The sequence below is a fragment of the Companilactobacillus zhongbaensis genome (assembly GCF_003946515.1).
In the GTDB taxonomy this organism is placed as follows: Bacteria; Bacillota; Bacilli; order Lactobacillales; family Lactobacillaceae; genus Companilactobacillus; species Companilactobacillus zhongbaensis.
In genome coordinates this window covers 1-25,003 of record NZ_RHOM01000021.1, presented here as the reverse complement: position 1 = coordinate 25,003, position 25,003 = coordinate 1, and the positions used below count along the sequence as shown (strand labels likewise).

Genomic DNA, 25,003 nt, shown 5'->3' with positions numbered 1-25,003 from the left:
AGGGCCCGGGAATACACACCTCAGTAGGGAGATTTCACTTGGCAATTTATTGCCTAGTGAAAGACCGAGTTTTGAGATGTCCGAGCGATCTTCTCGGATAGCTCAAAATCGTGTCCCCTACGTTCCAGTGTGTGTATTCCCGGGCCCTGGAGTCGGCAGTGAACCTCAACCAAAACTACCACCTCAACACAATAATTTTACTTGATTTTAACTAAACCAATAATGTACCCTCAAACTGAAACCGCATACATAAAACTATCAAAACGAGGGGAATAAAAATGACTATCACAATCAACCAATCAAAAACCATATTTCATCTTCAAACTGACCACACCAGCTACATTATCAAAGTCCTAGAAAACGGCGAACTAGGCCAAGTCTATTACGGACCAAAAATCCATACCAAAGAATCATACGACAACATCATGACCCGTGAGATCCATGATTCCACACCGGCACTAAGTGAAGGCCTACCAGACTTTCAGCCCGAACTGATCAAACAAGAATACGCCAGTTTCGGAAAGGGTGACTATCGTTATCCGGCCTTCCAGATCGAACAGCCCAATGGTAGTCGTATCACCGAATTCAAATTTCAAAACTACGCTATTAAAGACGGAAAAAGCCGTCTAAAAGATTTGCCATCCACTTTTGACGATACTAACGATGATGCACAAACTTTGATTTTTAATTTGAAGGATCAGATCACTGACTTGAACCTCGATATCAACTATACGATTTTTCCTCATCAAGATGTCATCGTTCGTAGCAGTACTTTTATCAATTCAACTGCTGCTGACTATCAGATCAACAAAGCTTTCAGTTCACAATTAGATTTACCAGATGCCGATTACGACTTTTTACAATTTTCTGGTAACTGGGCTCGAGAACGTCATTTGTATCGCAATCGATTACGTCCTGGCGTTCAAAGTGTCGACAGTTTACGGGCTGCATCTAGCCATCAACAAAATCCATTCATTATGTTGGCTCGTCCTGATACTAACGAGCAAAGTGGGGAAGTCTTTGGATTTAATTTAGTTTATTCAGGTAACTTTAAAGACTCGATTGAAGTCGACCAATTCAATGTTAGTCGTGTCTTGCTTGGAATCAATCCAGATGAGTTTGCTTGGAACTTGAAGAGTGGGACTAGTTTCCAAACTCCCGAAGCCATCCTCAGCTTTACTGATAAGGGCATGAATCAACTATCACAACAAATGGGTGCTTTTTACACTGAGCACTTAGTCACACCAAAATTTGCTAAACAAGAACGGCCCATCTTGATCAATAACTGGGAAGCTACTTACTTCGACTTTGATGAGAAGAAATTGATGACGATTGTTAACAAAGCCCATGCTCTCGGTGTTGAAATGTTTGTACTTGACGATGGCTGGTTTGGCAAGCGTGATGACGATACTACTTCACTGGGCGACTGGTTCGTTGATAAGGCAAAATTCCCGAATGGGTTAGGCCATTTCAGCGAGCAAGTTCATGAATTGGGGATGAAGTTCGGTCTTTGGTTCGAACCAGAAATGATCTCTTGCAAGTCGAAACTCCACGAAGACCATCCTGATTGGATGGTCGGTGACCCTAACGCTCAATTGATTCCAAGTCGTCATCAATTCGTGCTCGATATGGCTAAACCGGAAGTGGTCGATTACTTGTATAAAAAAATCAGTCAGATCATGACCGATACTAAGTTGGACTATATCAAGTGGGATATGAATCGAAACATTACCGACACATTCAGTCGCTATCTCAAACCAGAACAACAGGCTGAGTTTGCCCACCGTTACATGTTGGGAGTTTATCGCCTTTACGATCAACTAACGAAAGCTTTCCCAGATGTTTTATTTGAATCTTGTGCTTCCGGTGGTGGGCGTTTTGATCTCGGAATGATGTATTATGCACCCCAAGCTTGGACTAGTGACGACACCGATGCCGTTGAACGGATCAAGATCCAATACGGAACTTCTTATGGTTATCCACTTTCAATGATGGGAGCCCACGTCTCAGCAGTACCAAACGATCAAAATGGTCGAATCACATCGCTCAACACACGTGGAGCGGTGGCTTTCTTTGGCGACCTCGGCTACGAGTTAGACATTACTAAAATGTCCGAAGAAGAACTAAAACAGACAAAGCAACAGATCGAATTTTATAAAAAATATCGTCCACTATTCCAGTTTGGTAAATTTTACCGGATCGACAGTCCGTTTGAAAAAGACGGCAATATTTCCAGTTGGGAAGTGGTATCAGACGACAAATCACAAGCAATCGTTGGACGTTATCAACTATTGAATCACCCAAGCGTTGCTTATCAAAGACAATACTTCGTTGGCTTAGACCCCGAAAAGAAATATACCGTTAATGACTCTGAAGAAGTCTTTTACGGCGATGAATTAATGCATGCCGGCTACTTCATCAAAATGGCACAAGTCGATGGTAAATATTCATCCGACTTTCATTCTGATTTACTAATTGCTAAAGAAGTTTAAGCTGCTTTAAAGGAACTTTTGATATCTTGATCAAGAGTTCTTTTTTACTGTCTTTTATTAATAAAAAAATAATCGTATTTTTAGTTAAAAAGTTAAAGCAGCTTTCATTCCTTGTACGACAAGGATTATAGGCTATGATATTTATTTTTTTAATAGTCATATCACTAACAATTTACAAAACATTTACTAAAATAACGTTGACTTTTTAACTGTAAACGATTACATTTTAAGTATTGATTATCATATATTTAGGGAACGGAGAGAAGAAGATATGGAAGTTGAAAGTAGTAAACATAAAATTATTTCACGACTATCATATTCGTTTGGTGCTTTTGGACATGATGCCTTTTATGCAACATTGTCACAATATTTTATGATTTTTGTTACAGGTCACTTGTTTACCGGTGATTCAAACGGTCAAACGACAAAGATGATCGCGGCTATGGGATTCATCATTGCTGCGTTAAGATTCGTTGAGTTGGCAATTGATCCAATGATCGGTAATGCAATCGATAAAACTAATTCAAAATGGGGACATTTCAAGCCATGGATCGTTGCTGGTGGAACAATTGGCTCTATCGTAATGGCTATCTTATTTACTAGTATCGGTGGATTGAATGTTTCTAGTCCAATTGTTTACTTAATTGTTTTCGCTATTTTGTATATCACAATGGATATTTTTTACTCATTTAAGGATGTTGGTTTCTGGTCAATGATACCTGCCATTTCCTTCGATTCAAAAGAACGTGAAAAAACTGCTACATATGCCCGTGTTGGTTCTAATATTGGACAAAATATTGTTGGTGTTGTTGTTATGCCAATCGTATTGTTGTTCTCAGTTAATTCAAACCACGGACAAGGTGATAACCGTGGATGGTTCGCCTTTGGTCTAGTTATTGCTATTACTGCTTTCGTTTCAGCTATCGTTGTTGCTTTAGGTACTAAAGAAAACGATTCAGAATTACGGAAGAATGTTGAAAAAACTTCTTTCAAAGATGTCTTTAAAGTGTTGGGACGTAACGACCAGTTGATGTGGATGTCATTATCATATGGATTGTACGCTGCTGGTATTGCCATTACTAACTCACTTCAACTTTATTACTTTACTTATATCTTAGGAAAAGCTGGACAATATTCTTACTTAGCTTTGATCAATGGTGTTATCGGAATCTTCGCCGTTTTGGCATTCCCTCCATTAGCTCAAAAGTTCAGTCGTAGAAAAGTCTTCTTCCTAGCCATTGCACTTATGATCATTTCCTTGATCTTATATACAATTTCAGGTAATTCCCTCTTAATGATCTACATTTCAGCTGCATTGTTCTATATTCCACAACCACTTATTTTCTTAGTTGTTCTAATGGTTTTAAGTGATTCCGTCGAATATGGTCAGTTGAAATTTGGACACCGTGATGAATCATTAACATTGTCAGTTCGTCCACTTTTGGATAAATTAGGTGGAGCTTTAGCTAATGGTGTTGTTGCTCTTACTGCAGTTGTTGCCGGTATGACTGCCGGTGCAACCGCTGGTGACATTACTACTAGCGGTCAAGTGATCTTTAAATTTATGATGTTCGGTGTTCCTGCCGTATTAGTATTGATTGCTACATTCATCTTCTTTAAGAAAGTTAAACTTGATGAAAAGATGCATTCAGATATCGTTAACGAACTTGAAAAAACATGGCACAAACATTTGGATACTGATGAGTCGATGGAAGAGATCGAACAAGAAGTTGATGCTTCTGGTGCTACGAAGTATCAAATGCCAGTTTCTGGTACTTTGATGCCACTTGATCAAGTTATTGATAAGACTTTTGCTTCTGGTAAGATGGGTAAAGGATTTGCTATTAAGCCTTCTGATGGTGGTGTTTATGCTCCATTTGATGGTGTGGTAGAGGCTACTTTCCCTACTCGTCATGCTATTGGTTTACGTTCTAATTCTGGTGTTTTGACTTTGATCCATATTGGTGTTGGTACTGTTGATATGCGTGGTACTGGTTTTGTTCAATATGTTGAGAAGGGTGATAAGGTTAAGGCTGGACAAGAACTTATTGAGTTCTGGGCTCCTGCTATTGCCGCAGCCGGATTGGACGACACTGTTATGGTTGTGATTACTAACCATGATCGTATTGATTCACTTTCATTTACTAAGACTTCTGGTGAGGTTACTCATGGGGATGTTGTTGGTGAGATGTCAGGAATTGATCCTACTAGATAATAATTCTTTGCCTTCAGCCGTAGATGCGGCTGGAGGCTTTTTTGTTGTTAGGTGAGAGAGCTTGTTACTAGAGGTGAGAGAGTTTTTGGCAGACGAGAAGCGTTTTGCTTGTGGTGGCGTTGGTGATTTTAGGTGTGTTTGGGGTTTGTGGTGGTAGTTTGTGTTGAGGTTCACTGCCGACTCCGGGGCCCGGGGATACAGACGCTGGAACGTGGTGGGCCCATTTTGAACCAATCGAGCAAGGTGCGCTCGCTTGTTTCAAAACTGCACCTTTCACTAAGCTCCTTCGTCGCCAAGTGAATCTCACCACTGAGGTCTGTATCCCCGGGCCCCTCCGTCTAGATAGTGCAACAATCCCCCTTTTTTTGGATTGGGCCCGATTTTTGTTGTGCAAATTGGCACTTTTTGCGCGTCCTAGGTTTTGCGGTCTATCTCATTTTCTATGATTGTTGGTAAGATCTAAAGCCAAACCCAAACCCAAACCCAAAGCCAAACCGAGAAGCAAAGGAGTTTATTGTTAGATATTTGAGTTTTTACCTTTACGCTAACGTTTTAAAGTTGATACGATTTTTTTTGCATTAAAAAAGACGCTTTTTGATAATTTTTCAATTATCTTTGAGCGTCTTTTGTGTATTCTGATGATTTTATTGCGGTGCTTTATTTGTTGATTTCGATGTTGAATTCGAAGTCTATGTCTTTTTTGGCACTGATGTGGTATTTGCTTTCTACGTCTGTGCCCCAGCTATCTATTCCGCCGACTCCGCGGACTGCACCGAAGATGGTTAGGACTGTTCTTCTTGCTGGAGGTAGTTCTTCTTGGTGCGTGGCGTTTTCTAGTTCTTCTGGCGTGTATGGTAGGGCGCTGAAGTTGAAGTTTTTGTCGGCTTTTTTGATCGACAGGCTGAATGGCTGAGGATTGTTGTCGGCGTTATTTTGCGTTGTGGTGCGAGTTATTGTTAACTTGCTGTTGTCCATGTGCATGCCGCATTCTTGAGGGACGATGTAGGGTGTTACTGGTAAGCCTTCTACGTGGTAAGTTCCTCTGGTTGCCCCGGCCATTCTGTCAGGATAGGTTTCACCCGATAATCCTTCGTAGTCAAAACTTTTGGCTGTTGTTGGAATCACTAGTCTTAAACCTAGTGCTGGCAATTCTGGTAAGTCTTGATTTCCCTGGAAGCGTTGATGGATGTTGATCTTGCCGTCTGCCGTTACAGTGTAAGTTACATCGACTGTTGTACTAGGGATGGTGTTAGTTTTGTAAGTGTACTTGATGGCGACTGTTTCGGCTGTTTCGTTGCCGTTGTACTGGTTGTTGTACGGTGCGATCGGTAGTTGGTCGAATTTCTCGTTGTCGACGGTCAACTCGATTTTTTCACAAGTACTGAACATGTCAGCTGCTAGCCATTGAGCTGATTTGACGACGAAGCCACTGCCTCGGTCGTTATCGGTTGTTGCTCGCCAAAAAGTTGGTGTTGGTGTGCGATAGAGCCATTCTTTTCCTTGAATCAGCATGGACTCTAATCCGCCTCGTTCGTAACTAAAAATGTAGTGGAAGTCTTCGCCACCTAAACCTAAGGTACCATCACTGAAGACGACGTTTAATTTGTTATTTGTGTAAGCCATAGTAATACTTCACCTCCTGCATTGCTGGTTTTTCAGTTCTATCGGCGAACATTAGTCCGTCTCCAGAAAATTCGTAATCGGAGTGACGTTCGTCAAAGTCGCCTCCGTATCTTAAGACTTCTTTGCCAGTGACTTCGTCTTTTACGAAGAGTGCTTGGTCGATGAAGTCCCAAATGAAGCCGCCTTGGTACATTGGGTATTTGTCGACTAGGTCGTTGTATGAATTCATGCCACCTAAAGAGTTACCCATGTCATGCATGTATTCGCAATCTAAAAATGGTTTTTGTGGGTCATTTTCTAAATATTCGATGATATTTTCGGGCTTTTCGTACATCCGACTTTCGACATCGGATATGCTATTTTTAAGGTCAGGTTGATATACTACACCTTCGTAGTGAGTTAGACGGGAATCGTCGTGGTCTTTGTAAAATTTATTCATTGCGGCGATGTCGCTACCGGCCCACGATTCATTTCCGAGTGACCAGAAGATGATCGAAGTGTGATTTTTGAACAATTCGTAATTTGATCTGGCACGGTCGAGCACAACTTCTAACCAGTGCGGATTGTCTCCAGGTACATTGACAGAAGGCTCGATAGCACCGGCTTTTTGCCAAGTTCCGTGAGATTCGAGGTTGTTTTCGGCCATCAAGTAGATCCCGTTTTGGTCGCAAAGGTAGTACCAAGGAATCTGGTCAGGATAGTGGCAAGTCCGGTCAGCATTGATATTGTTGTCTTGCATCGTTTTGATGTCAGACTGCATATCGTTGACAGTAATTGCCCGACCGGTTTTGGCACTCCATTCGTGGCGGTTAACGCCATTGATGACGAGGCGCTTATTGTTGACATAAATGACTTTGTCGTCACGTAATTCAACTTTCCGGAAGCCAAACTGGTAAGGGACTACTTCGATGGTTTTACCATTTTCGTCGATGACTTCGATCATTAAGTTATAAAGATAAGGTGATTTTGGTGACCAAAGATTTATCTCGGAAAAAGCTAATTGATCGAAAGTAACTTTTTCAGCACTAGCTTGTTCTTGAGTAGCAAGCAGTTGGCCGTCAGCGTCGGTCACGCTAAGTTTTAATTTGGCGTGTTCGACTTTTTGACCGATCATCTTCGTTGCGACGTTTAGGACACCTGACTGGAAGTCTTCATTAACGACCGGTTTGATGTCGAGATCATTAATGTGGGCAGGAGGTAATGCAAGTAAGTTAACGTCGCGGAAAATACCGGAGAATCGGAACATGTCTTGATCTTCAAGGTATGAAGCTGTCGAGTGCTTGTAGACGCGGACAGCTAGGACATTGTTTTCTTTCTTAATATATGGAGTTAAATCGAATTCTGAAGGAGTGAAGCTGTCTTCAGCGTATCCGATGAATTGGCCGTTGAACCAGACGTACATGGCTTGTTCAACGCCTTGGAATTGGAGGATGACTTGCTTGTCGTCGAATCCTTTTGGTAAGTCGAATTTTTTCAAATATGAGCCGACAGAATTGTCTTCAGCTTCACTGAAAATGCCGGGTGTTAAATGATCAGGGTCGACGGTATATGGAGGACGACGGAAAATTTTTCCTTCCCAAGGATACCAAGTGTTGATGTATTGAACTTGGGCATAGCCCGCCAATTCAATGTGACCTGGTACCTTGATCTGATCAAATCCAGTCGCGTCGAAATCTTCTTGATAAAAATCGAGTGGACGTTGTTGCGGAGTTTTGGCAAAATTAAATTGCCAAGTACCGTTTAAACTGTGAACGTAACTACTTTGGTGATCGATTTCAGATTTTGACTGGTAAAAATAATGATCGCTGTGAGCAGGTAATTGTTCGACACGGAAAACTTCCGGGTCGTCGAGCCATTTAATATCAGCTTTCATAGAGAATCTCCTTCCAATTTATGGATAAGCATAAAACGCTTACATGTGTCTATCATAAAACATTCATAATTTTTTGTATAGGAAATTTAGTTAAACTTTAACTAAATAAATTCGGTAAAAAGCAGAATTATCTTATCATTATTGAATGCCTGGTTTCTAAACTCTATAAAATGGCAAACGCTACCATTTTTGATTTAAAGGCGGTTAGAGTGTTTACAAAACTATGAAAATGTTTTATATTATAGTTAATAAAATTTTAGTAAAACAACCCGGAGGATTTTTAATTATGAAAACCAGTGAATTGAAAGAAGAATTTTCGAAGATCTATGACAGCAAGCCTGAAAGAGTCTTTTTCTCACCAGGTCGAATTAATTTGATCGGTGAACATACTGATTACAATGGTGGCCATGTTTTCCCATGTGCTATCAGTTTAGGAACTTACGCCGTTTATGCTAGTCGTCAAGACACGACCGTTCAAATGTATTCAGCTAACATTCCTGATCAAGGTGTTGTAAGCTTCGATATCAACGACTTGGCTTACGATAAAGCAGCTGGTTGGACTAATTATCCTAAAGGGATGATCAAAGAATTAACCGAAGCAGGATATAAATTTGATCATGGATTCGACTTGTTCGTCCACGGTAACTTACCAGACGGTGCTGGACTTTCATCATCAGCTTCGATCGAATTGTTGATGGGTGAGATCTTGAAAGATGTCTTCGACCTTGACGTTGAACAATTAGATTTAGTAAAAGCTGGTCAAAAAGACGAAAACAACTACATCGGTGTTAACTCTGGTATCATGGACCAATTCGCTGTAGGTATGGGTAAAAAAGATCAAGCTATCTTGCTCGATACTAATACGATGGATTATTCATACGCTCCAGTTGAATTGGGTGATAACGTTATCGTCATCATGAACACGAATAAACGTCGTGAATTGGCTGATTCAAAATACAACGAAAGACGTTCAGAATGTGAAGAAGCATTGAAACGTCTTCAAACAAAACTCGACATCAAATCACTCGGTGATCTAAACGAAGACCAATTTGATGAAGCAGCTTACTTGATCAACGATGAAACATTGATCAAACGTGCCCGTCACGCTGTTTTTGAAAACCAAAGAACTATCAAGGCTACCAAAGCATTAGCCGACAATGATCTAACTAGTTTCGGTCATTTAGTGACAGCTTCACACGTTTCACTACACTTTGACTATGCCGTAACTGGTAAAGAATTAGATATCTTAGCAGAAAATGCTTGGGAACAACCAGGAGTCTTAGGTGCCAGAATGACTGGTGCCGGTTTCGGTGGCTGTGCTATCGCCATCGTCAACAAAAACAAGGTCGACGCATTCAAAGAAAACGTCGGTAAAGCATATAAAGAAGCCGTTGGATACGATGCAGACTTTTACATTGCTGAAATCGCAGACGGTCCTAGAGAATTAGCTTAATAACAAAACTTTTTAAAAAATTTTTTTGGAGGAATTTCACATGGCAATTTTAGTATTAGGTGGAGCAGGATATATTGGTTCACATACAGTCGATCGTTTGATCGAAAAAGGATACGATGTCGCTGTTGTCGATAACTTGGTTACAGGACACAGAGCAGCCGTTAACGACAAGGCTCGTTTTTACGAAGGTGACGTCGCTGACACGAACTTCATGGACCAAGTTTTTGAAAAAGAAGACGTTGAAGGTGTGATCCACTTTGCTGCCTTCTCGATCGTTCCAGAATCAATGAAAGATCCTTTGAAGTATTTCGACAACAACACGGCTGGTATGGTCAAGTTGTTGGAAGTTATGCACAAACATGATGTTAAAAAGATCGTCTTCTCATCAACTGCTGCAACTTACGGTGAGCCTAAACAAATTCCAATTAAGGAAACTGACCCACAGATTCCAACGAACCCATACGGTGAAAGTAAGCTAGCTATGGAAAAGATCATGCACTGGTCTGACGTAGCCTACGGAATCAAGTTCATCGCCCTTCGTTACTTCAACGTTGCTGGTGCTAAACCAGATGGTAGTATTGGTGAAGATCACCATCCAGAAACTCACTTAGTACCAATTATTTTGCAAGTAGCTGCCGGTGAACGTGACCAACTTCAAATCTTTGGTGACGACTATCCAACAGCCGATGGTACTAACGTCCGTGACTATGTCCACGTAGTTGACTTAGCAGATGCTCATATTTTGGCCTTCGAATACTTGAAGAAAGGCAATGACAGTGATGCCTTCAACCTCGGTTCATCAACTGGTTTCTCAAACAAACAAATGCTTGATGCTGCCCGTGAAGTAACAGGTAAACCAATCCCTGCAGTTATGGCTGGCCGTCGTGCCGGTGATCCAAGTACTTTGGTCGCTGCTAGTGACAAAGCTAGAACTATCTTAGGTTGGGACCCACAATTCGATGATGTCAAAGAGATCATCAAGACAGCTTGGACTTGGAAACAAAGTCATCCAGAAGGTTACAACGACCGGGGAGGCAAAGATTAATGACAACTGTTGATAAATTTGTTCAACAAGTTATTGATTCGCCATCTGATTTTTCACCACTAGACCAGATCTACATCCAAAACAAAGTTTTTGGCTTAGTCGGAGACGATAATGCTGTTGAAAGTAGTAGTGATGAACTAGTTGATTTAACTGATGCTTTAGTTCAAACGGCTGTCAACAACGGCAAGATCGAAGACTCGCAATCAGATAAGGACATTTTGGCCGACCAATTGATGGATCTAGTCACACCACTGCCATCAGAGTTGAACCATACTTTTTGGGACAAGTACGAAGAAGATCCTGAAAAAGCTACCAATTATTTTTACGAATTAAGTAAGAAAAATGATTACATCAAAACGCGTGCTATCGCAAAAAACATTGAATTTGCTGGTAAGACTGACTTCGGTGACTTAGAGATCACCATCAATCTTTCTAAACCAGAAAAAGATCCTAAAGCTATCGCAGCAGCCAGAAACCAACCACAAAACGGTTATCCACTTTGCCAATTGTGCATGGAAAATGAAGGCTACAAAGGTCGCTTGGGCTATCCAGCCAGAAGCAATCATCGTATCGTCAGAATGACGATCGGCGGTAACACTTGGGGCTTCCAATATTCACCTTATGCCTACTTTGGTGAACATTCGATTTTCTTAGACAAGGTCCACCGTCCAATGGTGATCGACCGCCAAACTTTTACTAACTTGTTAGACATCGTCCAACAATTCCCACATTACTTTGTCGGAAGCAATGCCGACCTACCGATTGTTGGTGGATCAATGCTTTCTCACGAACACTATCAAGGAGGTCGTCACGACTTCCCAATGATGAAAGCACCGATCGAAAAATCGATCGATTTAGGCGTTGAAGGGGTAGAAGCAGGCATCGTCAAATGGCCAATGTCGACCATCCGTTTGACCGGACAAAATCCTAGCCAATTGATCGAGGCAGCTACTCAGATCCACAATTTCTGGAAAGATTATTCTGATGAAAGTGTCGACGTTCGTGCCTATACTGATGGACAACGTCATCACACTACAACACCGATTGCATACAAACGCGGTGACAAATATGTCTTAGACATCGTTTTGCGTGATAACCAAACATCAGAACAATATCCAGACGGCATTTTCCATCCACATCAAGATGTTCAACACATCAAAAAGGAAAATATCGGTTTGATCGAAGTAATGGGAAGAGCTATTTTACCAGCACGTTTGAAAGATGAATTACATGAGGTTGAAAATTATCTCTTGAATCGTCATAATCAAATAGCAGAGATTCATCAACCATGGGCAGATGCTCTGAAAGAACAATATGAATTTACCGACGACAACGTAAAACAAATCGTTGATCAAGAAGTCGGCAAAGTCTTCGGTCGCGTACTAGAAGATGCCGGAGTATTCAAATGGGATGACCAAGGAAAACAAGCCTTCGATCGTTTCATCGAAGCAATCAAAGCAAATAAGTAAAATTTTTTTGGGGGACATTGCATGGCGACAACATTAAAAGATATTGCAAAAGAGGTTGGTGTTTCGTTAGCAACAGTCTCCAGAGTTTTGAACTACGATCAAACTTTGTCTGTCAGCGACGAAACACGGCAACGGATTTTTAAAGTAGCCGATGAATTGCAATACAGCAAAGGAAAGACCCACAACAACTCGGTAGCTAGAAAGAAACTAGCCATCGTGCAGTGGTATTCTGAATCAAAAGAACAAGATGACTTATACTACATGTCGATCAGAATGGGAATCGAGCGTCAAGGACAAGCCAAACAATTCGACGTCACCAGAATTTTTCAAAGCGACACCGGAAAACTAGACGCCGACGTAGATGCCATCATAGCCATCGGAAAATTCAGTCCGAGCCAAGTAGCATCAATGAGCGAGTTAACTGACAAAATCGTCTTCGTGGACGACGACCAATTCCCAGCCGGCTTCGACAGCGTCCTAACCGACTTCAAACTAGGTGTAGAAAAAGTAGTGGACTACTTCTGGAACAAAGGAATCAAAGACATCGGCATGATCCACGGATACGAACAATCCACCGATCTAGAAACCGAAGTAAAAGACCAAAGAATGTATGCCTTCCAAACGGCGATGGAAAAGCATAAAGCCTACGATCCAAGGTACATCTTCCAAGGCGACTACACCAGCCAATCGGGCTTCAAAATGATGAAAAAGGCCATAGAACAACTAGGAAACAACCTACCACACGCCTTCTTCATAGCAAACGACCCAATGGCAGCAGGAGCCCTAAAAGCCCTGCAAGCAGCCAAAATAAACGTACCAGAACGAGTAAAAATATATAGTTTTAACAACACATCCTTAGCAACCTACGTCTTCCCCGAACTAAGTTCCGTAAACGTAGAAACAGAACTAATGGGAGAAACAGCAGTAAACCTAGTAGTATCCCAATTGCAAACCGGCAGAAAAATTCCTCAAAGAATAGAAATCGGCACGCAATTAGAAGAACGGGAAAGTAGTAAATAAGGGAAAAAAGAACCAAGGGTTAAAAAAAATAGAGAAAAAGCCACATGCGGGGTTAAGCATGTGGCTTTTTCGATGCCTTAAAGGTTTTGAAGGTTTGAAGATTTTAAAGGTCTCAAGGGCATGGAAGGTTTTGAACTTAATCATACAAGAAAAAATAAAACTTGAGATAGACCGCAAAAAATAGGGAGCGCAAAAAGTGCCAACTTGGGGAGAAAAACTAAGGGGCCGACCAAAAAAAGAGATATTGTTGACCAATCTAGGTGGAGCTCAGCCGCGAAATTTCACTTAGCGGTTTACCGCTTAGTGAAAGACCCAGCTTTGAAACAAGCGAGCGGGGTGTGCTCGATTGGTTCAAAGTGGGTCCGCAGCGTTCCAGTCCCATATAGCGCCCCGCCCCGGAACCGGCAGTGAACCTCAACACAAACTACAACCACCAACACATAACAAAACAAACATTGTGAACAAAAAATAAACAAATCCAATAAAATAGCATCAAATAATTAATACCAAAACTTAGATAAAATGAACAATATAAAAAGAAAAAACACCACCAAACCCAACAACAAAGCAAAACACATCAAATAAGACAAACATAATTTTAAATAATAATATTGAAATCGTTATCAACAAATGGTTATAATCATGCTATACAGGTTCACAATCCTAAAACCGAAAAAAAGGAGCTAGCAATCATGGCAGAAAAAGTAGCGTTCGTAACAGGTGCAGCACAAGGAATCGGAAAGGCAATCGCCGAAAGACTAGTAAAAGACGGCTTCGCAGTAGCAGTAGCCGACTTCAACTTAGACGGTGCCAAAGAAACAGCCGATGAGCTAAACAAAACAGGAAAAGCCATCGCCGTGCAAGTAGATGTATCAGATCGTGATCAAGTATTCGCAGCCGTAGAAAAAACAGTTTCTGAACTAGGAGATCTAAACGTAGTAGTAAACAACGCCGGATTAGGACCAACAACCCCAATCGACACCATCACTCCAGAACAATTTGAAAAAGTATACGCAGTAAACGTAGGAAGCGTACTCTGGGGCATCCAAGCAGCCATCAAAGCCTTCAAAGAAAAAGGTCACGGCGGCAAAATCATCAACGCCTCATCTCAAGCAGGTCAAGTAGGGAATCCTAACTTAGCCCTATACAGTGGTACAAAATTCGCCATCAGAGGAATCACCCAAACAGCAGCCAGAGACTTAGCTAAAGATGGAATCACTGTAAACGCCTACTGTCCAGGAATCGTAAAAACACCAATGATGATGGACATCGCCCACCGAGTAGGAGAAGAAAACGGCAAAGACGACGAATGGGGCATGAAACAATTCTCCAAAGACATAGCCCTAGGCAAACTATCAGAACCAGAAGACGTAGCAGCCTGCGTATCCTACCTAGCAGGTCCAGATTCAAACTACATGACAGGACAAGCCTTAATCATCGACGGTGGAATGGTGTTTAATTAAAAAAGAGCGTGGAAGGGCACGGTCAGCTGCTGAGGATTAACGCGGGTGGTCGAACAAGGTACGGCAAAGCCGTGCCTCGACCACCCGTGTTAACCGGAGGCCGCTGTGCCCTGGAACGCGTTTCCACTATAAAACGGGCAACGTTTGGCAACTAAAATACCAACATGTGGTTTCAAAATAAAAGGTTTGGAAATCAAACTAGCAATTCAATCAAACGAACAAAAGGAAATACAAAAATAAGCCACTTCATCAAAACAGATGAGGTGGCTTTTTCAATACATAAATAAACAGAGAAGGAAGTGGTCTAAGGTCTTACCCCAAAAAAACAAACCTGAGATAGACCAGCAAAAACTAAGGGAACGGATAAAGCCAACTTAACAAACAAATCAAAGGAGCAAATAAAAAAGAGAGAAGGATATTGATTACATCAATCTAGGTGGAGGGGCGGGGCGCTATATGGGCTCAGCCGCGAAATTTCACTTAGCGGTTTACCGCTTAGTGAAAGACCCAGCTTTGAAACAAGCGAGCGGGTTATGCTCGATTGGTTCAAAGTAGGTCCGCAGCGTTCCAGTCCCATATAGCGCCCCGCCCCGGAACCGGCAGTGAACCACCACCCAAACTACCACCACAATCCAAAAATACAATAAAAAAAATCCAACCCATAAAAACAGGGTTGGAAAATAATTAAAGACCTAAAATATCCGAAACGATAGAAGCGAATTGGGGGCTAGACTCTTGATTTCCATGGCTAGCATCCTCCCCAGTAATAAACATCTGCTTAAAGCTACCAACATTACCCTCAAAAATCAAACGACCAGAAAGTGCTGAATCGCGAGAAACAACACCATCAGTAGAATCGTCATCACCAGAAGCGCCGATAACATTAGTAACATCCAAGTCATCTGGTAAGTTATTATTCTTTTGAATCAAACGATTCAAGAACGCAGTATTTGCTGCACCGTTACCAGCTTGGAAGTTGTATGGAGTACCGATCGAAATGAAGTGATCGAAGTGGTAAGCTGATGGATCTTTTTCAAGGTAAGTTGTAGTAATCGTTCCACCATTTGATTGAGCGACGAAGTCACCGTTAGTAAATGGTGTCTTTTGGTTGTAAGTGTTCAAGGCGTCACGTAAAGCATCGCCATCTTTTCTAATGACATCTTCGTGGTATTGGTTAACAGGGAAGAGCACGATGACAAATGGTCTTTGACCGGCTTGTCCCTTTCTAACATCTTGGCGAAGAACTTTGTTCGTAGCCGCATTGGCATTCAATTTAGTCAATGGGTGGACACTGTTTGGATCTAAGATCGAAACCATCTTTTGCCATGAGTCGTTGTTGTCAAAGGCTCCTGGGATGAAAAAGACGGGATCATTGTTTGAGTCGGTCGTCGCAGCTGAAGCAGTTTGTGGTTTAACTACAAAAAATAGTAATACAGCTGAAATGGCGATCAACGCAGAAAGTATTTTTTTCTTCATGTTTGTTATCCCCGATAATTTATTATGTTTAACAGTATTAAATTATCAGTATTTTATCTAGGTGTAAATAATATTCAGGAGAACTTAATTATATTGTAAAGATGCATATGTCTATATCATGGCACATCAACTCTTTTATACACCTTTTTAATAATTGTGCGTATTATGTTTTATTATATTTTATGTTACAAAAATTGCAAAAGTGTTACGTTTAATTATCAATCTTATCATATTGATAAGTGAGTATTGTTTAATAAATATTCAGTGATAATCTAATTGGTGTCGTACGATAAATATTTTCAGGGGGAGGAAATTACGATGAGCTTTTTACTTAATTTATTCACATCATTCACAACTTTCAATAGTTCAGCGTTTGGTGCCTTCAAGACATTATTTTCATCATTATTCAGTGGTTTGAAATAATCACTTTTACAAATTTAGAGGTAAGAAAAGCACTTTACTTGCGGGATGGGCAGGTAAAGTGCTTTTCTTTGCTTAAATTTTATAATTAGTAGAATGTTTTTATCAAAACTATTATTATAGTGGTAACGGAAAAGGAGGAACTACTATGAGAAGAGTTATGAAAAAACTCGGTCTTATTTTTGCAGCTTTACTATTAATAGTAAGCTCATTGCCACTTTTAAGCATGCAAGATGTTAAAGCGGCAGATTCAACAGATACTACGATCAAGATTGGTACGACACAATCAGTGGCTTCATTGCCATTTTACGTAGCTCAAGATAAAAAGTACTTTCAAGCGCATAACGTTACTGTAGAATTACAACAATTCAAAACACCAGCTGAATTAAACGACGCTATCAAAGCTGGAACAGTCAACGGAGCCGTAACTGACTTAGTAAACTTCACGCAAATTGCCAAGAAGAACAAGTCATGGAAAGTTGCCGGTACTTTAACAGGTTACAACGGATTAGTTGCTAACAAGAAATTCAAAAATGTTAAAAAACTAAAAGGTAAGAAAATTGCTGTTAACAAACAAGACGGTTCAAAATATTACCTACAACAACTTTTGAAAAAGAACAACATGAAACTCAAAGACGTTAAGATCAAGAACGTCGAACAACAAGCAACACGTGTAAAACAATTGAAGTCTAAGAAAGTGGACGCTGCTGTAGTAGCAGATCCATTCATTACAAACGCTAAGAAGAACGGCGCCAAAGTCATCAACAAGCAAAAAGCTAATGCCAAAAATGGTGATGTAATTGCCTTCTCAAGCGATATTTATTCAAAACGTGTTACAGATCTAAACAACATCTTCAATTCATATGATGATGCAGCTAAGGAATTGACTAAGAATGGTTTAACTCCAGCTGATCTTCTACTTCTTCAAATCGGTGCTACTCGTAAGTCAGCTGCTGCTATGAACGAGATGGAGATTAAGTTTGGTAATTCTAAGCGGGTTAAGAGTTCTGATTTTGATAAGGCTGCTATTTATGCTAAGAAGCAGAAGCTTATTAAGACTCGTCCTTCTTTGAATTCTGTGATGGTTAAGGTTGATAAGGTTAAGAAGTAATGTTTTTGTTTTAAGCCGGTGAGCTGATTTTGCTTGCTGGCTTTTTTGTTTGTGTTTGATTTTTGTTTGTGGGGGTTGTTTGGTGGGGGGTTCACTGCCGGTTCGGTGGAGGGTTCCGGGAATTGCGACCGTGGAACGCCATGGGCACCACTCTGAGCTATCCGGGAAGTTCGCCCGGACATCTCACAGCTGGGCCTTTCACTAAGCTCCTTCGTCGCCAAGTGAAATTTCATGGCTGACGGTCGAATTCCCTCCACCCTCCACCGAACCTAGGGTGTTACAAAACTCCTTTTTTCGTGGGGTACGGTACTTAGTTTTATAGTGGTAAGTTGTTTTGGTTTGGCAGTGGTACTGATCCTTGTTCCGGTCCTAGGAGTTTGACTTCTGTTCCTATCTTGTCGATATATATATATGTTTTCATCGGTTGTTTGTTTGGTTGCGTTTCATCTCATTTTTATTTTTATTCCACGTTTTTTCATTCTTGATCTTTGCTCGCTTCGCTTGTAAAAACGCCTTATTTTGCTTGCTAAATAGTTTATTGTGGATAATTTGGTTGAAAAGTTGCCTTCATGTTATTCTTGGATTTTTTTGTTGTGGATGCTTCATTTTTCTTATTTGTGAGATAATTGTGTTAATGATTTTCCAATTATTTATTTGATGGAGGTTGATTTTATGGTTAAGGTTCCTGAGATTGAATTTAATGATGGCTTTAAGATTCCCCAGTTTGGTTTGGGTGTTTTTTTGATGAAGGATAAGGCTGAGTTTATGGAGGCTGTTAAGTGGGCTCTTGAGGCTGGTTATCGTCATTTTGATACTGCTGCTTTTTATGGTAATGAGCAGTGGTTGGGCGAAGCTTTGGCTGATTCTGTACTTTCTCGTGATGAGTTTTTTTGTTACTTCTAAGGTTTGGAATTGTGATCATGGTTATGATGAGACTATGGCTGCTTTTGATAAGTCTTTGCAAAAACTCGGTTTGGACTATTTGGACTTGTATTTGATCCACTGGCCATCTGATCACTATATTGAAACTTGGCAAGCAATGGAAGAGTTGCAAAAGGCTGGGAAGGTTAAGTCTATTGGTGTTTCAAACTTCAAAGAACATCACCTGGAAGACTTAATGGCACACACCGATGTTAAACCTGTGATCGATCAAGTAGAAACACATCCATACTTCCAGCAAAAAGAATTGGTGAAGTATTTGCACGATCACGACATTGCTCACGAAGCATGGAGCCCAATGGGCCGTGGATCAGATGGGATTTTTGAAGACACCGTCTTAAAAGCCATAGCAGCTAAGCATCACAAAACAGTGGCACAAGTGATCTTAAGATGGCACATCCAAAGAAAGACCGTAGTAATACCAAAGTCGATCCACCAGGCAAGACTAAAAGAAAACATCGACATCTTCGACTTCGAATTGACAAACGAAGACATGCAAAAAATAGCCGAGCTGGATACTGGAAAGAGAATCTACCGTGATCCAGACGACAAAGAGTTCCTAGAAAAAACTGCCAACACACCACTACCAGACTAGTAATAGAACAGAAAAGTAATTAATGAAATAAAAAGCATAACAACACGTATAAAACAAAGAAAACGTGAAGTTATGCTATTTTTTTACCCAAAATGTAAGAATATCCAAAAAAATATACCTCAATAAATGCCCCGAAAAAATGCGAGATTTCTATTAGCGAAAGCTAAGAGAAAGTCGAGCCCGAGGGAAAAAGCAGTAAAGAGCAGGGGTGGTGAAGAAATAATGGGAAAAGGGGGAAAGAATCAAGGTGGGACCAACCCAGACAGGTAAAAATACCAGCTCAAACAAAACAACAAAGCTGTATCAAACCAAAAAAAGTATTAATTATTCCCAAAAGAAATAGAGCACAAACCTAGGTGGAGGGGGGGCGGGGATACAGCCCTCAGTACCCAAATTTCACTTGGCAATTTCATTGCCTAGTGAAAGACCGAGTTTTGAGATGTCCGAAGCGGTTTACTTCGGATAGCTCAAAATCGTGTCGGGTACGTTCCAGCGGCTGTATCCCCGCCCCCCGGAACCGGCATCATACACCAACCCAAATTCCCACCAACAATCATTAACACCCCCAAAAAAATATAAAAATAATTATCCAATCATCATTGACGTATAACAAAAAATGTTCAATAATCAAATTGTAACATTCGATAAGTAAAAAAATATCAATATATAATTAGAATGAATACAACAATTAATACCCCAAAAAAGTAAAAATGTTGACTTATCAGTTGAAAAACAAAACAATGCATATTCTACTAATTTTTCATTCAATATTTTTTCAACTTATCGTACAGAAAATGAAGGATTTAACAATCAATGAGGGGGAGCAATACATTGAATTCTAGATACGTAAAAGGCACCAAGTGGGCTGTTTCTAGCGTAGCTACTTGTGCTGCTGCTTTGTCATTTATGATCGTTACTAACGCCACTCAAGCTGACGCTACAGCTGATCAAAATGCACAAGCAAATGTGCAAACTACCGAGGTACAACCTGCAACTAATACAGCAGCTACTCAAGCTGTTCAATCAGCTACACCAGTTTCGACAAAGGCACAAGCTACTCAATCGACAACTAGTGCTACTAACGCTGCAACAGTGGCAAATACTCAAGCTTCTGAGCAACCGGTTGCAACTGCAAATGACAACGTTCCTAGCGGTGGAACTGTCGAAGACGATTATCCTGACGTTTCCAACAACGTTTTAGGTGTCGCAGCTTATTTCCATATTTTTTCAAATGATGCTACTTTAAACGCTCATACTAACGGTAACTTAGCCGTTAAAAATTTGGACGGTAAGGTAAACTTTGGTACTAACGTTCACGAAGAGTTAGTCGACAAAGAAATTTCTTACATCCAAAACATTACTAGCATCGCCAACAGTTCATTCGTTTCTGCTGGACCAACTAGATCTAACAAGGTTATTTTTGGTGAAAATGTTGATATCAACACTGATAACCCTAGACGTGTTCAAGTTGATGGAACTTACATTGATCACTTGGATGCTGGTGAAACTTACCAAGATAAAAATGGCCAAGTTTACATCGATTTTGAAAAAGAATTTAACAAGCTCAAAGATAAGTCAACAGAATTAGCTAACACACCAACTGTTAATCAAACAGTAACTAATTCAGACTTCGATGACATGAACAACCGTGTGATCGATGTTAGTGATTATGTTGTTAACGAAAACAACCACATTATCATCAACCTTGATCCAGAAGTATTGAACAGCAATACTCCATTGATCATCAAAGGACTTTCAAGTTCTGAAGATGGTCCAACTGTGATCTTTAATGTGGAAACTGATGGTAATTTGAATTACAACGTCAACTCACCAATCAAGCTCAAGTACGATGACGGAACAGATAGAGACAGTAAGGAAACAGAATACTTTGGCGACAACCACTTGCTCTGGAACTTTACTGACAACACTGACCCTAACAACTTGTACACAGGTACTATTAATGTAGATGCCCCATTCCAAGGTAGTGTCTTAGCACCAGGTTCAACTATCAATGTTAACCAAAACTTAGATGGTAACATCATTGCTGACAAAGTAAATGTCAACGCTGAAACTCACAGATGGGACCTCCAAGATGACACTGATTTTGAAGAAGAAGAGGAAGAATTCGAAAAACCTGATATCACAAATCCAGGTGTTGAAATGCCTGATATTGAAGAACCTGAAGAACCAGAACCTGAAACACCGGGAACAGAAACTCCAGGTACAGAACAACCAGGAACAGAAACACCAGGAACTGAAAACCCAGATACCGAAACTCCAGGTACAGAAAATCCTGATCCTGAGAACCCTAATATCAAAGATCCGGATCCCGACAAGCCAGGCACAGAAATCCCTGGAATCGATCCAGATCCAGAAACTCCTGATATTGAAACACCAGGTACTGAAGAACCTGACGTGGAAACACCTGGCCAACCAGATACAGACGGTTCAACTGAAGGCGAAGGCAATGTTGATTTGATTACTGACCCAGATGATGAAAAAGACGGCCAAACAAACTTCACAACACCATCAACAGACGTCAACTTCAACAACAATGCTACTGATGCAAACAAACAAGGCACATTACCACAAACAGGAGCTGAACATTCACTAATGCTCACAGCCGTTGGTTTGGTATTGGCTGCTGGATTAGCATTTGTATACAGACGTAAAAGAGACTAAAAAAAGAGAGTGGAGGCACACGGGTAGTTGCTGAGGATTAACGCGTGTAGTTGCACAAGGTGCGGCGAAGCCGTGCCGCAACTACATGTGTTAACCGGAGGCCGCTGTGTGCTGGAACTCGTTTCCACTATAAAACGGGAAACGTTCAACAGTATAAAAACTAAAATTTTGTCCAAAAAAAGCGATACTAGATGAAATCTAGTACCGCTTTTTTTAATGATAAAGCCTTGAAAGATTGACTGTCAGTAATGCAAAAAACAGTCCAATGAGTATGATGATGGCAAACTGTGTCATTGAATTATTTGCCGAGTCATCACGTTTTTGACGTTTGTTTTGAAATAACTTATACACAGCGACTAGTAGCGACCATTGGGCAATTGTTAAGATAGCATCGATCAAAGTCCATTCACTCATTTACGTTTCCTAGTTGAACCCGTCAGTAAGTAGTTGACCCCTGGGATCAAGTGCAAGATCCAGATGATCAAGGTTGCTAAGATCGCGATGGCGAAGTAACGCGTGAAGGTAGCTAATAGTCCGGTGTAAGGTAAGTTTTTCATGAACCATGGTTCGAGGAATAAGATCAAAATGTTGTGAACTAAATAAATCCCGAAGACTAATGGTGACAGCCAAGAAAAAGCTTTTTTGACTGGACGAGCCTTGATCTTGAGTCCCCATTTTTGGAGCAAGATGTAAGTGGCGATTGCCATGATGACGATGAAAATCGAAGTGACGTAAAAATTGTTCCAAGGGTCATTCGTTTTCGGAAATTTACCTGAGTACAGGTCGCCGAAATACATGGCAAGTAAGGCGATGATTGCCAGTAGCCAGCCGTTGACTTTTTCGACGTTCATTTGGCTGATCAAGTAGCCTAAGAAGAAGTAGCCAATGTAGCCACCCATCAAGGTGAAGCCGGCACCGGGATAAAAGTCGAGTGCGTGGGCGTAATCTTTTGATAAAAAGGCGGACAAGGTTGGCATCAATGAATTGGTGATCAGCCAGATCGATGTCAAATAAAACAGCATTTTGTTGTCGGCACCTTTGACTAGAGTCCGTAAGAAAGGCGATAAAACGTACAGGCCGATCAATGGATACATGAACCAAAGTGTTGGTGAAACTGGTTGATATAAGAAGACGGCATACATTTTCAAAGCGTTAGGCAGTGAAAATGTATGTGCATAAACCGCAATGAAAAAAGTCGATAATAACGACCAAAGGATAAAGGGGATGACCACATGTGGTATCCGCTTTTTCCAAGTGTACCCGAGTGATTCAGTCTTGGGACTATTGAGCAACAAGGCCCCCGAGATCATGAAAAACATCGGCACACTTGCGTGAGCAAAGTAGTTTAAATATTTTGTGATCGTCCACTGAGTCGAACCAACATGGAGCCCCAAGTCGATTCCAGTGACGTGAATTAAGATAACTAAAAAAATTGCTAGTACACGAATAAAATCAAAGTAAAAAATTCTTCCCTTTTTAATATCCATACAAACCCTCCATATATCTATTCATAATAGATGAAATGCAAACGAAAATGAAGAGTCTGGATATGATATAATGTTGGAAGTTAAATTTTTTTGAATTGGAAGAAGTATATATGCGAGTAGGAGAAGCACCTGGTGTAGACTTAGTCAGATATTTAGTATGGATAGCTTTTTCAGTGGCCACACTAGGGATTAAGAACTACGCTGCCAATGCCAAAGGCTTAAATGATATCATGGCGATTATTTTTTTCATCGTCGGTATCTTTACGTTAGGATTGATGATCAGGAGATTCAATCACGAGAGAAGTTCGTTTGCGGAACCACGGAAGAAGTTTTTTAATTCGTTAGTTAATAATATTGGTTTTATTTCTTTGATGTTTGTTTTGATTGTTGTTTTGCGGATGATGATCAGTTATTTGCAGGTTAATGGGAAGTTGCCTAAGTTTGCTAATGATGATGTTTCTGCTTCTGATCAGAGTGTTTTTGTTTTTAGTTTGATTGCTAATGTGTTTATTATTTCTGTTCAGCAGCAGTTGGTTCAGACTGGATTTTTCTTTAATTATTTCTTTAGGAAGTCGACTCCTGCTAGTGCTGTTGGCGGGATTGTGATTAGTGGTTTGATCGCTGGGGCAATTTCTTTGCCTGGGTCGTTTTTGCAGTTTTTTATGAATATGTTTTTTGGTTTTTGTTTTGCGCTGACTTATTTGTATACGCAGGATGAGAAGATGCCTGTGTTTTTGGGTATGGTTAGTGCTTTGATTGGTACTATTATGATTTAGCCTTGATTCTTTTTGGATCAGGGCTTTTTTTCTTGAGGTGAGAGAGTTTTTGGCGGACGAGGAGCGTTTTGCTTGGCTGGATGTTGGTGATTTTTGGTGGTTGTTGGGGATAGAGGTGGTAGTTTGGTGTGGCGGTTCACTGCCCGCTCCGGGGCCCGGGGATACACACACTGGAACGTAGGGGACGCGATTTTGAGCTATCTGGGAAGACCACCCAGACATCTCAAAACTCGGTCTTTCACTAGGCAATAAATTGCCAAGTGAAATTTCCCTACTGAGGTGTGTATCCCCGGGCCCCTCCGCCTAGGTTGGGCAATCACCCCCCTTTGTTTAGTGGGGGAGTAGGTGCTTCCTATATTTATGCGCAAGATTTGTTCTTTTTGAGCTCCTGGCTGCTTCTCGGTTCGCGGGACTAAAGCTCCGCTCATTTTGTTTCCTGACTTACCTTACTTTTGCAATCTTTTGTTTTCCTTTTCGTTGGATAAGATTAAATATTTCCTTTTGTTATCTTGCTTTCGCTTCTGGCTCGCGTGCTTGTTCCTCGCACTCTTGCTCTTTTTCTGGATATGTTTTTCTCTCTATTTAATTTATTCTGGCTTGAATGCTCGTTCCTTGCATTCTCGCCTTGCATTTTCTCTCTCTATTTATTTGTTTCCAGTAATTTGTTTTTGGCTCGCGTGCTCGTTTCTCTCGCACTCTCGCTTTTTTTCTTTTCGGCGAATTTTATAATCAAGTTAGCCACCTTAAGAAAATCTGAATAAAAAAACACCAAGACGGAAAAATCAGTTATCATTGGAGTTCCGACACTAACAATGAAAGAGGTTTTTCGTCTTGATGCATCAACAGAATACCATAATTCGCAAA

General features: G+C 40.7%; 16 protein-coding genes and 1 pseudogene. 11 read left to right on the top strand and 6 right to left on the bottom strand.

All coding sequences use genetic code 11. The features are described from left to right. Nucleotides 1-278: 278 nt before the first annotated feature. Both EKM69_RS08900 and EKM69_RS08895 read left to right on the top strand, forming a co-directional pair. A complete protein-coding gene (locus EKM69_RS08900; protein WP_125710299.1) occupies nucleotides 279-2,492 on the top strand; it encodes an alpha-galactosidase in 2,214 nt (737 codons plus the stop codon). A 271-nt stretch (nucleotides 2,493-2,763) separates the two neighbouring features. Then, nucleotides 2,764-4,707, top strand: a complete 1,944-nt coding sequence (locus EKM69_RS08895) for a glycoside-pentoside-hexuronide (GPH):cation symporter (protein WP_125710297.1) — start codon at nucleotides 2,764-2,766, stop codon at nucleotides 4,705-4,707. Between the two features lie 657 nt (nucleotides 4,708-5,364). Here EKM69_RS08895 and EKM69_RS08890 read toward each other — a convergent pair. Continuing rightward, entirely contained in the window at nucleotides 5,365-6,330 is a 966-nt protein-coding gene (locus tag EKM69_RS08890) for a beta-galactosidase small subunit (protein ID WP_125710295.1), read from the bottom strand. Next, on the bottom strand, nucleotides 6,314-8,203 hold the full coding sequence (locus EKM69_RS08885) for a glycoside hydrolase family 2 TIM barrel-domain containing protein (protein ID WP_125710293.1): 1,890 nt from the start codon (nucleotides 8,201-8,203) through the stop codon (nucleotides 6,314-6,316). Before EKM69_RS08885 ends, EKM69_RS08890 begins: the two co-directional genes overlap by 17 nt. Nucleotides 8,204-8,489: 286 nt before the next feature. Between EKM69_RS08885 and EKM69_RS08880 the strand changes: the two genes are divergently transcribed. The 5 genes from EKM69_RS08880 (at nucleotide 8,490) to EKM69_RS08860 (ending at nucleotide 14,653) form a co-directional block, all read left to right on the top strand. Beyond that, on the top strand, nucleotides 8,490-9,656 hold the full coding sequence (locus tag EKM69_RS08880; protein ID WP_125710291.1) for a galactokinase: 1,167 nt from the start codon (nucleotides 8,490-8,492) through the stop codon (nucleotides 9,654-9,656). A gap of 40 nt (nucleotides 9,657-9,696) precedes the next feature. Continuing rightward, the gene (gene galE, locus EKM69_RS08875; RefSeq protein ID WP_125710289.1) at nucleotides 9,697-10,701 is read left to right on the top strand and encodes a UDP-glucose 4-epimerase GalE; all 1,005 of its coding nucleotides are present in this window, start codon (nucleotides 9,697-9,699) and stop codon (nucleotides 10,699-10,701) included. Further along, nucleotides 10,701-12,170, top strand: a complete 1,470-nt coding sequence (locus tag EKM69_RS08870; protein WP_125710287.1) for a UDP-glucose--hexose-1-phosphate uridylyltransferase — start codon at nucleotides 10,701-10,703, stop codon at nucleotides 12,168-12,170. Before galE ends, EKM69_RS08870 begins: the two co-directional genes overlap by 1 nt. Before the next feature lie 21 nt (nucleotides 12,171-12,191). After that, entirely contained in the window at nucleotides 12,192-13,190 is a 999-nt protein-coding gene (locus EKM69_RS08865) for a LacI family DNA-binding transcriptional regulator (protein WP_125710285.1), read from the top strand. Nucleotides 13,191-13,882: 692 nt separating this feature from the next. Then, nucleotides 13,883-14,653 (top strand): (S)-acetoin forming diacetyl reductase, encoded by a 771-nt coding sequence (locus tag EKM69_RS08860; RefSeq protein WP_125710282.1) that lies wholly within the window; start codon nucleotides 13,883-13,885, stop codon nucleotides 14,651-14,653. Between the two features lie 684 nt (nucleotides 14,654-15,337). Here EKM69_RS08860 and EKM69_RS08855 read toward each other — a convergent pair. Continuing rightward, entirely contained in the window at nucleotides 15,338-16,129 is a 792-nt protein-coding gene (locus tag EKM69_RS08855; RefSeq protein ID WP_125710280.1) for an alpha/beta hydrolase, read from the bottom strand. Between the two features lie 568 nt (nucleotides 16,130-16,697). On the opposite strand from EKM69_RS08855, the gene EKM69_RS08850 reads away from it, so the two are divergent. The 3 genes and pseudogenes from EKM69_RS08850 (at nucleotide 16,698) to EKM69_RS08840 (ending at nucleotide 21,876) form a co-directional block, all read left to right on the top strand. Continuing rightward, a complete protein-coding gene (locus EKM69_RS08850; protein WP_125710278.1) occupies nucleotides 16,698-17,660 on the top strand; it encodes an ABC transporter substrate-binding protein in 963 nt (320 codons plus the stop codon). A 672-nt stretch (nucleotides 17,661-18,332) separates the two neighbouring features. Next, nucleotides 18,333-19,194: pseudogene (locus EKM69_RS08845) on the top strand (aldo/keto reductase). A gap of 831 nt (nucleotides 19,195-20,025) precedes the next feature. Continuing rightward, nucleotides 20,026-21,876, top strand: a complete 1,851-nt coding sequence (locus EKM69_RS08840) for a collagen-binding domain-containing protein (RefSeq protein WP_125710276.1) — start codon at nucleotides 20,026-20,028, stop codon at nucleotides 21,874-21,876. Nucleotides 21,877-22,089: 213 nt separating this feature from the next. On the opposite strand, the gene EKM69_RS08835 is transcribed toward EKM69_RS08840, so the two are convergent. Together EKM69_RS08835 and EKM69_RS08830 are read right to left on the bottom strand one after the other, a co-directional pair. Beyond that, nucleotides 22,090-22,290, bottom strand: coding sequence for a hypothetical protein (locus tag EKM69_RS08835; RefSeq protein ID WP_125710274.1), 201 nt, complete (start codon nucleotides 22,288-22,290; stop codon nucleotides 22,090-22,092). Beyond that, complete coding sequence (locus tag EKM69_RS08830) at nucleotides 22,287-23,363, bottom strand: acyltransferase (protein ID WP_125710272.1); 1,077 nt, start codon at nucleotides 23,361-23,363, stop codon at nucleotides 22,287-22,289. The genes EKM69_RS08835 and EKM69_RS08830 overlap by 4 nt, the downstream gene beginning before the upstream one ends. Nucleotides 23,364-23,473: 110 nt before the next feature. Here EKM69_RS08830 and EKM69_RS08825 point away from each other — a divergent pair, with 110 nt between their 5' ends. Further along, complete coding sequence (locus EKM69_RS08825) at nucleotides 23,474-24,139, top strand: CPBP family glutamic-type intramembrane protease (RefSeq protein WP_125710270.1); 666 nt, start codon at nucleotides 23,474-23,476, stop codon at nucleotides 24,137-24,139. Between the two features lie 640 nt (nucleotides 24,140-24,779). Here EKM69_RS08825 and EKM69_RS12520 read toward each other — a convergent pair. After that, nucleotides 24,780-25,003, bottom strand: a 224-nt coding sequence (locus EKM69_RS12520) for a hypothetical protein (protein WP_225423875.1), incomplete at its 5' end; no start/stop codon positions are given.